The 12,041-nt window shown below is 51.7% G+C and carries 12 protein-coding genes; 8 read left to right on the top strand and 4 right to left on the bottom strand.

Annotation, left to right across the window (positions count from 1 at the left end; all coding sequences use genetic code 11):
• On the top strand, window positions 1-199 hold a 199-nt coding region (locus BUB68_RS14530), incomplete at its 5' end, for a transposase (RefSeq protein WP_073088839.1).
• 146 nt (window positions 200-345) lie between these two features.
• Here the strand turns inward: BUB68_RS14530 and BUB68_RS14525 are convergent.
• The 3 genes from BUB68_RS14525 to BUB68_RS14515 are packed head-to-tail and all read right to left on the bottom strand — an operon-like array spanning window position 346 to window position 3,870.
• Window positions 346-2,094, bottom strand: a complete 1,749-nt coding sequence (locus tag BUB68_RS14525) for an NADH-dependent [FeFe] hydrogenase, group A6 (RefSeq protein WP_073092939.1) — start codon at window positions 2,092-2,094, stop codon at window positions 346-348.
• Window positions 2,095-2,099: 5 nt separating this feature from the next.
• A complete protein-coding gene (locus BUB68_RS14520) occupies window positions 2,100-3,350 on the bottom strand; it encodes a complex I 51 kDa subunit family protein (RefSeq protein WP_073092937.1) in 1,251 nt (416 codons plus the stop codon).
• 13 nt (window positions 3,351-3,363) lie between these two features.
• Window positions 3,364-3,870, bottom strand: coding sequence for an NADH-quinone oxidoreductase subunit NuoE family protein (locus BUB68_RS14515; RefSeq protein ID WP_073092934.1), 507 nt, complete (start codon window positions 3,868-3,870; stop codon window positions 3,364-3,366).
• Between the two features lie 184 nt (window positions 3,871-4,054).
• On the opposite strand from BUB68_RS14515, the gene BUB68_RS14510 reads away from it, so the two are divergent.
• The 4 genes from BUB68_RS14510 to BUB68_RS14495 all read left to right on the top strand — a co-directional run bounded on the left by BUB68_RS14510 (window position 4,055) and on the right by BUB68_RS14495 (window position 7,626).
• Window positions 4,055-4,294, top strand: a complete 240-nt coding sequence (locus BUB68_RS14510; protein ID WP_014425759.1) for a hypothetical protein — start codon at window positions 4,055-4,057, stop codon at window positions 4,292-4,294.
• A gap of 114 nt (window positions 4,295-4,408) precedes the next feature.
• Window positions 4,409-5,329, top strand: coding sequence for a metallophosphoesterase (locus tag BUB68_RS14505; protein ID WP_143188186.1), 921 nt, complete (start codon window positions 4,409-4,411; stop codon window positions 5,327-5,329).
• A gap of 33 nt (window positions 5,330-5,362) precedes the next feature.
• On the top strand, window positions 5,363-6,808 hold the full coding sequence (locus BUB68_RS14500) for an O-linked N-acetylglucosamine transferase, SPINDLY family protein (RefSeq protein ID WP_073092930.1): 1,446 nt from the start codon (window positions 5,363-5,365) through the stop codon (window positions 6,806-6,808).
• Window positions 6,805-7,626, top strand: coding sequence for a methyltransferase domain-containing protein (locus BUB68_RS14495; RefSeq protein WP_073092927.1), 822 nt, complete (start codon window positions 6,805-6,807; stop codon window positions 7,624-7,626). Before BUB68_RS14500 ends, BUB68_RS14495 begins: the two co-directional genes overlap by 4 nt.
• A 36-nt stretch (window positions 7,627-7,662) precedes the next feature.
• On the opposite strand, the gene BUB68_RS14490 is transcribed toward BUB68_RS14495, so the two are convergent.
• Entirely contained in the window at window positions 7,663-8,454 is a 792-nt protein-coding gene (locus tag BUB68_RS14490; protein ID WP_073092923.1) for a sulfite exporter TauE/SafE family protein, read from the bottom strand.
• Between the two features lie 178 nt (window positions 8,455-8,632).
• On the opposite strand from BUB68_RS14490, the gene BUB68_RS14485 reads away from it, so the two are divergent.
• Genes BUB68_RS14485 through BUB68_RS14475 form a run of 3 tightly spaced genes read left to right on the top strand, consistent with a single transcriptional unit; the run spans window position 8,633 to window position 11,959 of the window.
• Window positions 8,633-10,054 carry a carbon starvation CstA family protein gene (locus BUB68_RS14485; RefSeq protein ID WP_073092920.1) on the top strand — a complete coding sequence of 474 codons (1,422 nt, stop codon included), beginning with the start codon at window positions 8,633-8,635 and terminating at the stop codon, window positions 10,052-10,054.
• 23 nt (window positions 10,055-10,077) lie between these two features.
• Complete coding sequence (gene uxaC, locus BUB68_RS14480; protein ID WP_073092917.1) at window positions 10,078-11,490, top strand: glucuronate isomerase; 1,413 nt, start codon at window positions 10,078-10,080, stop codon at window positions 11,488-11,490.
• Between the two features lie 13 nt (window positions 11,491-11,503).
• On the top strand, window positions 11,504-11,959 hold the full coding sequence (locus BUB68_RS14475; protein ID WP_073092914.1) for a YbjN domain-containing protein: 456 nt from the start codon (window positions 11,504-11,506) through the stop codon (window positions 11,957-11,959).
• Window positions 11,960-12,041 lie beyond the last annotated feature (82 nt).

The raw sequence follows: 12,041 nt of genomic DNA, 5'->3' as shown, positions 1-12,041 counted from the left end.
CATCCACGGAGCACTGCTGAGAATGAATCGCTCCATACAATCAGAAGGTACTTTTGGCGTAATGAAATATGATCGCTGGTATAAACGAGTCGTAAGAAAAGGCATGGAACAGGTAAGACTGGAAATTTTCCTTGTTTCTATAGGGCATAATCTTTATAAATACCATAATAAAATCAATCGAGTAAAATTAGCCGCATAAACAGATAATAAGCTACTTTATGGGGAAAGGGGCATTGCGCCCTTTTTTAGATTATAATGGTATAAGATACAAAATCACGCAATAAAAAAGCGCTGTGGATAAAATGCTTTCGCATTTCATCACAGCGCCTTTCTGTTTGGGTGGCTTTAGTTGAAATTATAAGGTTTATCTACTTTATGGTAGTGGGTATGCAGCAGTTCATGGGCTCTTTCGCTCAAAGGCTCGCCGAGGAAATCGTTGTAAAGCGTCTGGATATCCGGATTCTCATGGGACTTGCGGATGGGCAGCGTCTTATCGATTTCATAGAGTGCCGCAATGCGCTGCTTGCGTATGGCATTGGTGGTGCCGATGGGCTGGCCGCCGCCGCCGATGCAGCCTCCGGGGCAGGCCATGATCTCGATGAAATCATAGGGGCTTGTGCCCTTCTTGACCTGTTCCATGATCTTGCGGGCGTTCTTGAGGGTATGCGCGACAGCGATGCGTACATCCCGGCCCGGCAGATGGATGGTGGCTTCTTTGATGCCATCAAAGCCGCGTACGTCCATGAATTCTACTTTGTCGAGCGTTTTTCCCGTGACTTTCTCGTAGACCGTGCGCAGAGCTGCTTCCATCACGCCGCCGGTAGCACCGAAGATGGCACCGGCACCAGAGGAGAGACCGAGCGGGCTGTCAAAGTCGTCTTCTGGGAGCTTGCCGATGGACAGGCCCACGTATTTGATGAGCTTGATCAGCTCTCTGGTGGTGAGCACGATATCTACGTCCTGATAGCCATCGCGCCCCATTTCCGGGCGGGCGGCTTCGAATTTCTTTGCCGTGCAGGGCATGATGGATACCGTGACGATTTCCTGCGGTTTGAGTCCGGCCTGCTTGGCGTAATAGGTCTTGGCAATGGCGCCGAACATGCTCATGGGGGACTTGGCCGAGGAGAGGTGGTCGATACAGGAGGGGAAATGTTTCTCCATATAGTTGACCCAGCCCGGGCTGCAGGAGGTCATCATGGGCAGTACGCCGCCATTATTGAGGCGGTTGAGGAATTCATGGCCCTCTTCCATGATGGTCAGGTCCGCGCCGAAGTTCGTATCAAAGACCTTGTCAAAGCCCAGGAGCTTCAGGGCTTTGACCATCTGGCCCGTGACGATGGCGCCCGGTTCGAGGCCGAAGGCATCGCCGAGAGCCACGCGGACAGATGGAGCGACCTGCACGATCACGTGCTTCGTGTTATCCTGCAGGGCATCGAGCACTTTCTGGGTATCGTCCTTTTCCACGATGGCACCTGTGGGACAGACAAGGCTGCACTGGCCGCAGAGGATGCAGTCCGTGGCTTCCATGGGCTTGTTGAAGGCCGTGGTCACCACGATATCGCTGCTGCGCCCCGCGTAGGTCAGCGCGGCAATGCCCTGTACGTCCTTGCAGGCGCGGATGCAGCGTCCGCAGCGGATGCACTTGGACGGATCACGGACGATGGAGGGATTGGTCTCGATGCGCGGTTCTTCTTTGACCACGCTGGGCAGGTTGGATTCCAGGATATTGAAGCGGCTGCAGAGGCGCTGCAGGTCGCAGTTCTGGTTACGGGGACAGCTCAGACAGTCCTTATGGTGATTGGCCAGCATCAGCTGGAGTATGGAAACCTGCGTGTCGCGGACAATCTGGGTATCCGTATGGACGTCCATGCCTTCCCAGACTTCCGTGGAACAGGCGGCCAGCAGGCGTTTCTTGCCCGTGACCTCCACGGAGCACAGGCGGCAATGGGCCTTGATGCGCTGGTCTTCATGGTAACACAGGTGCGGGATATCGATGCCGATGGTTTGTGCCGCCTGCATGATTTTCGTGCCCTTGGGCACTTCGATGGGGATATTGTTGATGGTCAGGCTGACCATTTCCTGGCTTTCGTTCATTTCGCTCATGCCTTGGTACCTCCGATAGCAAATACTTCCGGGAATTTCTTCATCGCCGACTGCAGGGTGTTCTGGGCCGTTTCACCCAGCCCGCAGAGGGAGGACATGCTCATGACCTTGGCAATGGTGCTCATGGTCTTGATGTCCTGTTCCGTGGCCTCACCCTTGGCCAGCTTGTCTAAAATGATCTTGATATGGAGGTTGCCTTCACGGCAGGGCGTGCACTGGCCACAGCTTTCCTCAGAGAAGAACTCCTGATTCATGCGCAGGAAGTCCAATACGCTCGTGCGCTTGTCGATGACCAGCAGGCCTCCGGAACCGACCATGACGCCTGCGGCACGCAGGTCATCATAGGTATAGGGCGTGTCCAGGATGCTGGCATCGGAAACCTTGCCCGAAGCGCCGCCAAACTGGATCAGCTGGATTTCCCGGTCATGCTGGATGCCGCCGGCTAAGTTGTAGATGATATCCCGAATGGTGGTGCCGAACGGAATCTCGAAGACGCCGGGATTGTTGACATTGCCGGCCACGCTGACCAGTTTCGTGCCGATGGACTCACCCATGCCGCAGTTCATATAGGTGTCCTGATCCAACAGCAGATGGGGAACCAGAGACAGGCTTTCGACATTATTCAGGCAGGTCGGGCGGGCGAAGACGCCGCTGACCTTGATGAAGGGCGGTTTCATGCGAGGGCGTCCTGCCTTGCCTTCGATGGAGCGGATCAGGGCCGTGCCTTCGCCGCAGACATAAGCACCGCCGCCAGAGTAGAGGTGGATATTGAAGTCAAAACCTTTGCCTAATATATTTTCGCCTAAGAAACCATAATTCTTGGCCTGACGGATGGCATTCAAGAGAATCGGGCGATAGCAGGCGTATTCTGCACGCATATAGATGTAACCGTCGGTAGCGCCGCAGACGAACCCGGCGATGATCATGGCTTCAATGAGATTGAAGGGATCGTTCTTGATGAGTTCTCTGTCCTTGAACGTGGTGGTCTCTCCTTCGTCCGCGTTGCAGATGATCACCTTGTTCTCACCCTTTACGGCACGGGCCTGGCTCCATTTGCGGCCCAGCGGGTATTCAGCGCCGCCGCGCCCGCGTATCTTGGCGTCGGACAGCATGGTGCAGATATCTTCCGGATCCATGGTGACAGCCTTGCGCAAAGCCTTGAAGCCGCCAATATTCATATAGGCACCAATGGAGTTCGTGTCATAGGCACCGAAGTTTTTGGTCAGGAATCTTACTTGTGTGCTCATACATTCAACCTCCTCACTTCAGTGACCGCAACAGGGCTTCGATTTTTTCGGTGGTGTCCAGATGGTCGTAGACATGACCATTGATGCGCACGGATGGCGCACGGTCACAGGCTCCGTAACAGGTGGTGCGCTCCAAGGTGAAGCGGCCATCATAGGTGATTTCGCCGATCTTGATATCCAAAAGGTCCTGCAGTGTGGACAGCAGCCGTTCCGTATCGATGCGGTTAACCCGGCAGGCAGGCGAGGAACATACCTGAATGGGATATTTTGCCCGGGGAGTTGCCGACAGCTCACTGTAAAAGCTCAGGCAGTCAAACACATTGGTCACCGGTATGCCCAGCCGGTCAGCCAGATAGTACGCGGTCGGTTCCGGCACATAATGGCGTTCATTCAAATCCTGCACTTCCAGCAGTATGCCCACGATCTGCGTGGGATCATTGTCATGGGATTCCAAAACTAAATCAATCTTAGCCTGTAATTCCGCTGACAGTGGATACTCTTTAGTTTGTGCTGTTAGCATCGAAAGACCTCCTAATAAATAATAATCACATCAAAGTAATAATAACAAAAATTCACCACACTTACAAGAATTGTGAAAAAAGAAACAAAATAGGTATACAAGTTTACAAAAAAATGTTATAATATAGGTGCAACGCAGAGAGCATGTAAATATACTTCATAGGGGATTATGGGGGGTTGTTTATATGGCTATCAAGAACATAGAGATGGACCGTCGTGACAGCGCGATTTTTCGCAAACAATTAAAACGAGGAGGTTTCCTTTCTGCAAGTTACTTGTCAGTCAATGGCTTCGATGTGACGAAATTGCGTAAACTGGCACTGGCTGGGGAGCTGGATGCTATTCGTTGTGCCATTGGCAATTCCATCCGCTGGTATTACAGGGAAAGACAGGCGGAGAACGCTCACCTGCGTGGCTTAGCATAATGTAATTATAATTTATCGGTTGACAATTTATTATGCTCTCATAATTATGTATGTTGGAATCGGCATGGCCGGTTCTCTTTTTTTGGTTTTACAGCAATTTTGGAGGTTAGTTGTTTGTTTTGGTTAATGTTATTTTTAGCTGCGTTCTTTATCTTCATATTTATGCCGGCACTGCTGACGTATGTGGTGTATCGCAGGGTTCCTGTGGATGAAAACAAGCGGCGCGTCCTGAAGGGGGCAGCCCTTTACCCGCTGGTGCTGGCAGGCAGCAGTGCCTATGGTTACTGTTATGAGCGCAAGCATCAGGTGAAGCGTTATTATGATGTGACATTGCCTGCGGGAGCGGGGTTGACTGTAGCGCAGATCAGTGATGTGCATCTGGGAACTTTCTTTTCGGTGGAGGACTTGCGCGGGCTGTTGCAGCTGGTGGCTGAGGATAAGCCGGATATTTTGGTGATAACTGGAGACTTGTTTGATGATGTGACGCTGAATCCGGCGGCCGTGCAGGTGGTGGAAGAGGCCGTTGATCTCTTTCCCAAGGGGATTTACTTCTGCATTGGCAACCATGAGCATTACCGCAATTGGGCGCATACGGAAGAATTGTTGAAAAAGACAAGGGTGTGTATGCTGATTGGACGGGCGGATAAAGTTCCTGGTACGGATTTATGGCTGGCAGGAGCCGAATATACTTTTGCGCGGGATGATGAAAGTTTCCAGCAGGAAAAAGAGGCCTTGACCAAGAAAGCTATAAAGAATATCCCCACGGCGGAACTTTCGCAGACCATTTTACTGGCCCATCATCCGGAATATATTGATGATGGGGCAGCATTGGGCATTCCGCTGACGCTTACCGGGCACACGCATGGCTGTCAGTTAGGTCTCTTTGGGCTGGCGGTGATTCCGATGTATAAATATAACCGTGGTATGGTGAAGAATGGAAATTCCATAGGATATGTCCATTGCGGCAATGGCAGCTGGCTGCCTTTGCGCGTTGGCTGTCCGCCGGAGATTGCTTATTTCCGGTTAAAAGGCTGAACTTTCGTAGGGATAGGGAAATGAGGTGAGAGCATGGAGGCGCAGTGGCAGGAAATCGTTGGTTTTTTGCAGCGGGGCAGGACGCAGGCTGCCCGGGCAAGATTGGATGGACTGCGGGGACAGGTCCCGGCAGAGGAAGAATGGCGGCTCCATGAACTCTATGGAGCGGTGTTTCACGATCTGGCGGATGCTGAAGGAGCTGCGGCTGCTTATAGCAATGCAGCGCAGTGTGACAGGTTCCTGCGCAGCCAGCGGCAGCATTATTCCAATTTTTTGTTTGCCCTGCATTATCTGCCGGGCATCAGTGCGGTTGACCTTTGGGAACAGCATAAGTTCTATCAGCAGCTCTACCGAGAGGAAGAATTACTGCCGCCGCGCCGGATAGCACCGCACAGCCGGCTGCGTATCGGCTTTTTGGCGGATGATTTCTGTGACAGTGCCGCCGCGCGCTTTTACGAAGCTCTGGTCACGGGGCTGGATGTGCGTTATGCGGATACCTATCTCTATGCGTTGGAGGATGAGGAAGATGCTTTTACGCATAGTCTGCAGGGATGCGGGCTTATCTATCGTTGCCTGGCGGGAAAAAATCTGGTGGAGATGGCGCAGGCCATCCGCTGGGATGAAATCGATATATTGGTAGATCTTTGCGGTCATACGGCGGGTGGGCTGACGCTGATGGTCCTGGCAAAAAAGCCCGCACCTGTGCAGCTCAGTGCCATCGGTTATTTCGATACCACGGGGCTGGCAGCGGTGGATGGGCTGTTGACGGATGCTGTACTTGACCCGGCAGAAGATGATCCATTATTTTTCAGCGAAGAGCTCCTATACCTGCCGCAGGCTTTTTGCTTTACCCCCAATCCGGCTATGGAGCGCATTGGCCGTCGGCCACGGCAGGGACGACATGTGACATATGGCTGTTTTCAGAATGGCATGAAGATCAACAATGAAGTGCTTTCCCTCTGGCGGGATATTTTGGATATGCAGCCCGGTGCAAGGTTTATCTATCAGGATACCACGAGATTGCCGGAGCGGCGGATGGCTTTGGAAAAACGGCTGGAAAAAGCTGGCCTGCCCATGGAACGGGTGGAGGTGCGGCTGGGGACGGATAATTATCTGGAAGCCTATCAGGAGATTGACATCATGCTGGATACTTTTCCGTATAATGGCGGCGCCATGACAGCAACCGCGCTCTATATGGGGGTACCAGTGGTGACGCTGAGGGGAGACCATCACAGCTCCCGTTTCGGTGCCAGTCTGCTGATCGTGGCCGGTTACGGGGAATGGATTGCAGAGACACCGCGCGATTATGTGAAGATTGCTTTGCAGCTGGCTGCAGATCGCTCGTTCCTGGCCGCGACACAGAAAAACCTGCGCTGGGAAATCGAACATAGCCCTCTTTGTGACCGGCAGCAATATGCGGCTGCTTTTTGGCAGGTTTGCATTGATCTCTGGGGGCGAAAGGGGGATTTTGCCCTATGAAGCAGGATCTGACGTGTTTCCTCAGCGGCGGCCCTGCACCATTGCGCTGGCTGCTTATTGAGAGCCTACCTTATGTGGGCAGGTTGGCTGCTTTTTATCCTCATGCCCGCCTGACCGTCATCACGGAGATTCCCGAGGTGGCGGATCTGCCTGAATTTGCCGGGCTGGATATCGAATGGCACTTCCTGGATAGCCGGTGGGAGAGATTGCCCTTTCCCAATGGCAGCTTTGATGCAGTGCTGGCAGAGAATCTGCTGACGCGGGCTTATGAACCCTATGATACCTTGATGGACATTAGTCGGAAGCTTACAGATGTGGGGGTGCTATATGGCGATTTCCTGAATGTGCGTTATAACGGTGTCCTGTCTGCCTTGCAGAAGGGAGAATTTCCGGTGCGGGAAAAGCATCTTTATGCTAAAAGCGAGATGGTGCGGCTGCTGGATGATACCCTGTTCAAGGAAATCGATTTTGTGCCCGGGGAGAAAGATGCGGACGAAAGCGCAGCCAGGGCGTGGGAACAAAAGGGATATGCCAATATCAACCACGAACTGGCCGTCAGCCGTTATCTGTTCCGGGCAGCCATCAGCACAGCAAGGGTTGCCAACCTCAAGAGCCTCTACACACCGGAGGTGCGCAAGGAACTGGCCAGGATCCTTCATCGCATCGAATATGATGTGCAGAGGGAAGAAAACATCACACGCTTGCAGTGCCTTTGTCAGCAGGAGGGAATATTTCCCGATTATTTACAGGACTTCATAGAAGGATCCTGCCTTCATGCCAAGAACTTGAGATATCTTTGGGAAAATAAAAAAATCTGACCAGTTCCTTGGGGGATTGGTCAGATTTTCTATGTTTCACTGTGCACTGCCCATCAGGATCAGGCGGCAGCCCAGGGCGAACATGGCTAGGGACAGCAGGGCCAGAATGACCTTGGATTTGGTTTTTCTGGAAATCTTGGCGCCAATCTGGGCACCGATGGCGGCGCCAATGGAGATGCAGATGGCGGGCATCCAGATGATATGGTCGAGCAGGAAGTGGGATACGACACCAAAGGCGGAGGAGCAGGCCAGCACGAAGTGGGAAGTGGCGGTGGCCATATGCACCGGGAAGCCTAAGAGGTAAATCATCAATGGTACATGGATGACACCGCCGCCGATGCCGAAGATACTGGATAAAAAGCCCACGCCGAAGCTGGAGATGATGCCGATCCAGCGATTGTAGGCAAAGCCAGCGGGCAGTTCATGCACATCTGCTGGTGGTTTGCGGCGGCTGTTGGTATACATGATGACTGCCATGAACAACAGGAAGATACCAAAGTAGAAATTCAGCATGGGCGGATTGAATTTGTCTACGATATAAGAGCCGAAGAAGGCACCAGGCAGGGTGGCGATGGCAAAGGGTACAGCTGCCTGGAAGTATATGCGTTTCTGCCGGATATAGGCGATGGTTCCGGACAGGGCATTGGCCATGACGATTACAAGTGAGGTGCCGGTGATCTGGGCAGCTGTTTCAAAGAATGGATGGCTTGTGCCCGCAGACAGAAACATGATGAAGATCGGCACACAGATCAGACCGCCGCCAATGCCCACCAGTGTACCGAAGGTGCCTACACCGAGACCGAGCAGCAAAAATAATAGGATTTCCATAAAGACCTCCTTACAGAAAGGTGATAAAACTTTAAAAAAAGAGCAGGATTTTTGTCCTGAATTGCGAATACAACTTAGTATAGCACAAATAATAAACCATCACAAAGGAGGATAGAGACGGTTCGCTGATAGGAATTTTCGCAATTATTCTAAATTTACTAAAACGAGGTGACATTTCATGGTTACATTTTTGGTGGCTTTGTGCGCCCTGATTGTGGGCTATTTTGTCTATGGGAAGATTGTGGATAATGTGTTCGGTCCCACCGATGCGCAGACACCAGCATTAGTGCACAATGATGGCGTGGATTATATTCCGCTGCCCACATGGAAGGTATTTTTGATCCAATTACTGAATATCGCTGGCTTAGGGCCCATCTTTGGTGCTTTGGGTGGTGCTATCTGGGGGCCGAGCGTGTATCTCTGGATTGTTTTCGGTACGATTTTCGCCGGTGCCGTCCATGACTACCTGTCCGGGATGATTTCCTTGCGCGAGGATGGCAAGAGTATCTCTGAGGTAGTTGGTCACCATATGGGGCCTACCATGCTGATGATCATGCGTGTATTCTCCGTGGTATTGCTGGTTCTCGTTGGTACTGTGTTCATGACAGGCCCTGCAGGTCTGTTGGCCAAGCTGACGGGGGTAGCTGTTACGGTTGTATTGCCGTGTGTATTGGCTTATTATTTCCTGGCTACTCTGTTGCCGATCGACAAGCTCATCGCCCGTTTCTATCCCATCTTCGGGATCTGCCTTATCGTGATGGCGCTGGGCATCATGGGCGGCATGCTTTTCGGTGTGGGCGGTCATACCATGCCGGAATTGACCTTGCAGAATCTCCATCCGGCTGGTCCGGAAAAGATGCCCATATGGCCGCTGATGTTCATCACGGTGGCTTGCGGTGCAATCTCCGGTTTCCATTCCACACAGTCTCCCATCATGGCCCGCTGTCTGAAAGATGAAAGATTGGGCCGTCCTGTTTTCTATGGCGCGATGGTTTCTGAGGGTATTATCGCCCTGATTTGGGCAGCTGCCGGTGTCACGTTCTATGATGGCACGGGCGGATTGGCCGCAGCTATGAAGGCTGGCGGTGCCGGCACGGTGGTCTATGATATCTGCGTGGGCTTTATGGGCTCTGGTGTTGGTGCGGTACTCGCTATGCTGGGCGTTATTGCCTGCCCCATCACTTCTGGTGATACGGCGTTCCGTTCTGCCCGCCTGACCTTGGCTGACTGGTTTGGCATCAATCAGGATCAGGCTGTCAAACGCCTGATGTTTGCTGTTCCCCTGCTGGCTGTAGGCGGTATCCTGTCCCAGATGGACTTCAATATCATCTGGCGTTATTTCTCCTGGACGAACCAGACGCTGGCTATGATTGTGCTCTGGACAGGCGCAGTATATCTCTATCGCACGAAACGGGGGTCCGGTGCCTGGAAGATTCCGTTTGTACCGGCAACGTTCATGTCGGCTGTATCCTGCACCTATATCCTGCAGGCACCGGAAGGTTTGCAGCTGTCCACCAGTATTTCTTACCCGGTGGGAATCGTCTTTGCGGTGGTTTGCGTAGCGCTTTATTACAAGACCACTTTAGGCAGTAAATCCTGACTGAGGCTATGGGAGGGGTATTTATGAGACCATTTATGGATGAAGATTTTCTCTTGCAGACGGAAACGGCCCGGGTACTTTATCACGAACATGCCGCTCCCATGCCTATCTATGACTACCATTGTCATATAAGTCCCAGAGATATTGCTGAGAACCGGGAGTTCCGCAATATAGCTCAGGCCTGGCTGGCTGCAGATACTTATAAATGGCGCCTGCTTAGAAGCAATGGTGTGGCGGAAGGCTGTGTGTCCAGTACAGAGGTCTCTTCCCGGGAAAAATTCCAATACTTTGCTGAAAGCCTGCCTCGGGCTATTGGCAATCCCATCTATCATTGGACCCATCTGGAACTCAAACGCTATTTCGATTGTGATCTGGTGCTCAATGGTGAGAATGCGGAGACGATCTGGAATATCTGCAATGAGCGGCTGCAGTCTGCTGATATGCGTGCGCAGGGAATCCTTCGCCAGTCTGGTGTGCAGGTTATCTGTACCACGGATGATCCGGTATCTGACCTCAAATGGCATAAAAAAATAAAGGCAGAAGGTATTTGTCCTGCCAAGGTATTGCCCACTTTCCGGGCAGATCCGGTCCTCAATATCGAAGATGAGAGCTGGGATAATTACATGCGCTATGAACTGGGCGAAGCGGCAGACATGGATGATATCTCGACCATGCAGGATATCCGTGATGCCCTTGTGAAGCGCTTGGATTATTTTGAGGAAAATGGCTGCCGGATTGCCGATCATGCGTTGCCGTATATGGTTTTTGCTCCAGCCCGGGAATATGAGCTGGATGATGTAGTAGGGAAAGTTATCAATGGGAAGGGCAGTCCATCCAAGCTGGCCATGGAACAGTATAAGACGGCAATCCTGCTGTTTTTGGGACAGGAATATGCACGTCGGGGCTGGACCATGCAGTTGCATTATTCTGCTCTGCGGGATGTGAACTCCCGGGCCTTTGATATTTTAGGCCAGGATAGCGGCTTTGATGTGGTGGATACCCATAACTGCGCTCCAGCATTGGCCGCCCTGTTGAATGCGCTGGATAAAGATGGTAAATTACCGAAGACCATCATCTATTCCCTGAATCCAGGGGACAATGTGGTGATTGCATCCCTGTTGCCGGCTTTTTCAGGGACAGAATTCCTGGGAAAAGTGCAGCATGGGGCAGCCTGGTGGTTCAACAATCATAAAGCTGGTATTGAGGCTCAGTTACGGGCGCTGGCCAGCGTTTCTGTCTTAGGCAATACCATTGGTGCACCCACGGATTCCCGTTCTTTGTTATCGTATTCCCGTCATGAATATTATCGGCGTATTTTGTGTAATTTCATCGGTAATCTCGTGGAGAATGGCGAATATCCGGCAGATATGAAAATCTTGGGGAAATTGGTGGAAGATATCAGCTATAATAATGCTTGTCGTTATTTTGCTTTTTGAGGGAGGAAGATAAATGTCAGAAGCGAAGAACCGGGTGGAAAACAATGAGAAGGCAGTCCGGTTCCAGGAATTCCTGATGGAGAATAACATCAATGTTTTCAGTACGGAATCCATGGATGATGACTATGCTACTGTTCTTTTTCGTTCCCGCATCGAGGCCAGAGGGCAGATCCTTCCGATGGCTATCCTGATCGATACCAGTATCTTCACGGTGATCCGCACGCAAATCATCAGTGGGTTGCCTGAGGATAAGATGTCACGGATAAAGGTGTACCTGAATGACCTGAATGCTCGCTATAAGAGCTTCAAGTATTATGTGCATGAGGATGGCAAGGTTTATCTGGATATCTGCCTGCCCTTTGTAGATGAAACTTTTGACAGCAAGATGATTCAATTGATGCTCAGTGTTCTCGTACAGCATCTGGAAGCTGTGTATGATGATTTCATGGCACAGGTCTGGGGAAAATGATCATTGCAACTGCCGCTTCCAATATTCGAGGTCAGGCTCGTTAAGCGGCAAATCGATGGTCTGCCCATTGTCATAATAGAAG

The organism is Pseudoselenomonas ruminantium (assembly GCF_900142515.1).
GTDB classification, from domain to species: domain Bacteria; phylum Bacillota; class Negativicutes; order Selenomonadales; family Selenomonadaceae; genus Selenomonas_A; species Selenomonas_A ruminantium_D.
The sequence above is the reverse complement of the archived record's forward strand: the minus strand, read 5'-3'. Positions and strand labels throughout refer to the sequence as shown.

Excerpts from the sequence above, each read along its gene's own strand:
- BUB68_RS14525 (WP_073092939.1), bottom strand. The coding sequence starts at position 2,094 with ATGAACGAAAGCCAGGAAATGGTCAGCCTGACCATCAACAATATCCCC.
- BUB68_RS14520 (WP_073092937.1), bottom strand. The coding sequence starts at position 3,350 with ATGAGCACACAAGTAAGATTCCTGACCAAAAACTTCGGTGCCTATGAC.
- BUB68_RS14515 (WP_073092934.1), bottom strand. The coding sequence starts at position 3,870 with ATGCTAACAGCACAAACTAAAGAGTATCCACTGTCAGCGGAATTACAG.
- BUB68_RS14510 (WP_014425759.1), top strand. The coding sequence starts at position 4,055 with ATGGCTATCAAGAACATAGAGATGGACCGTCGTGACAGCGCGATTTTT.
- BUB68_RS14500 (WP_073092930.1), top strand. The coding sequence starts at position 5,363 with ATGGAGGCGCAGTGGCAGGAAATCGTTGGTTTTTTGCAGCGGGGCAGG.
- BUB68_RS14495 (WP_073092927.1), top strand. The coding sequence starts at position 6,805 with ATGAAGCAGGATCTGACGTGTTTCCTCAGCGGCGGCCCTGCACCATTG.
- BUB68_RS14490 (WP_073092923.1), bottom strand. The coding sequence starts at position 8,454 with ATGGAAATCCTATTATTTTTGCTGCTCGGTCTCGGTGTAGGCACCTTC.
- BUB68_RS14485 (WP_073092920.1), top strand. The coding sequence starts at position 8,633 with ATGGTTACATTTTTGGTGGCTTTGTGCGCCCTGATTGTGGGCTATTTT.
- uxaC (WP_073092917.1), top strand. The coding sequence starts at position 10,078 with ATGAGACCATTTATGGATGAAGATTTTCTCTTGCAGACGGAAACGGCC.
- BUB68_RS14475 (WP_073092914.1), top strand. The coding sequence starts at position 11,504 with ATGTCAGAAGCGAAGAACCGGGTGGAAAACAATGAGAAGGCAGTCCGG.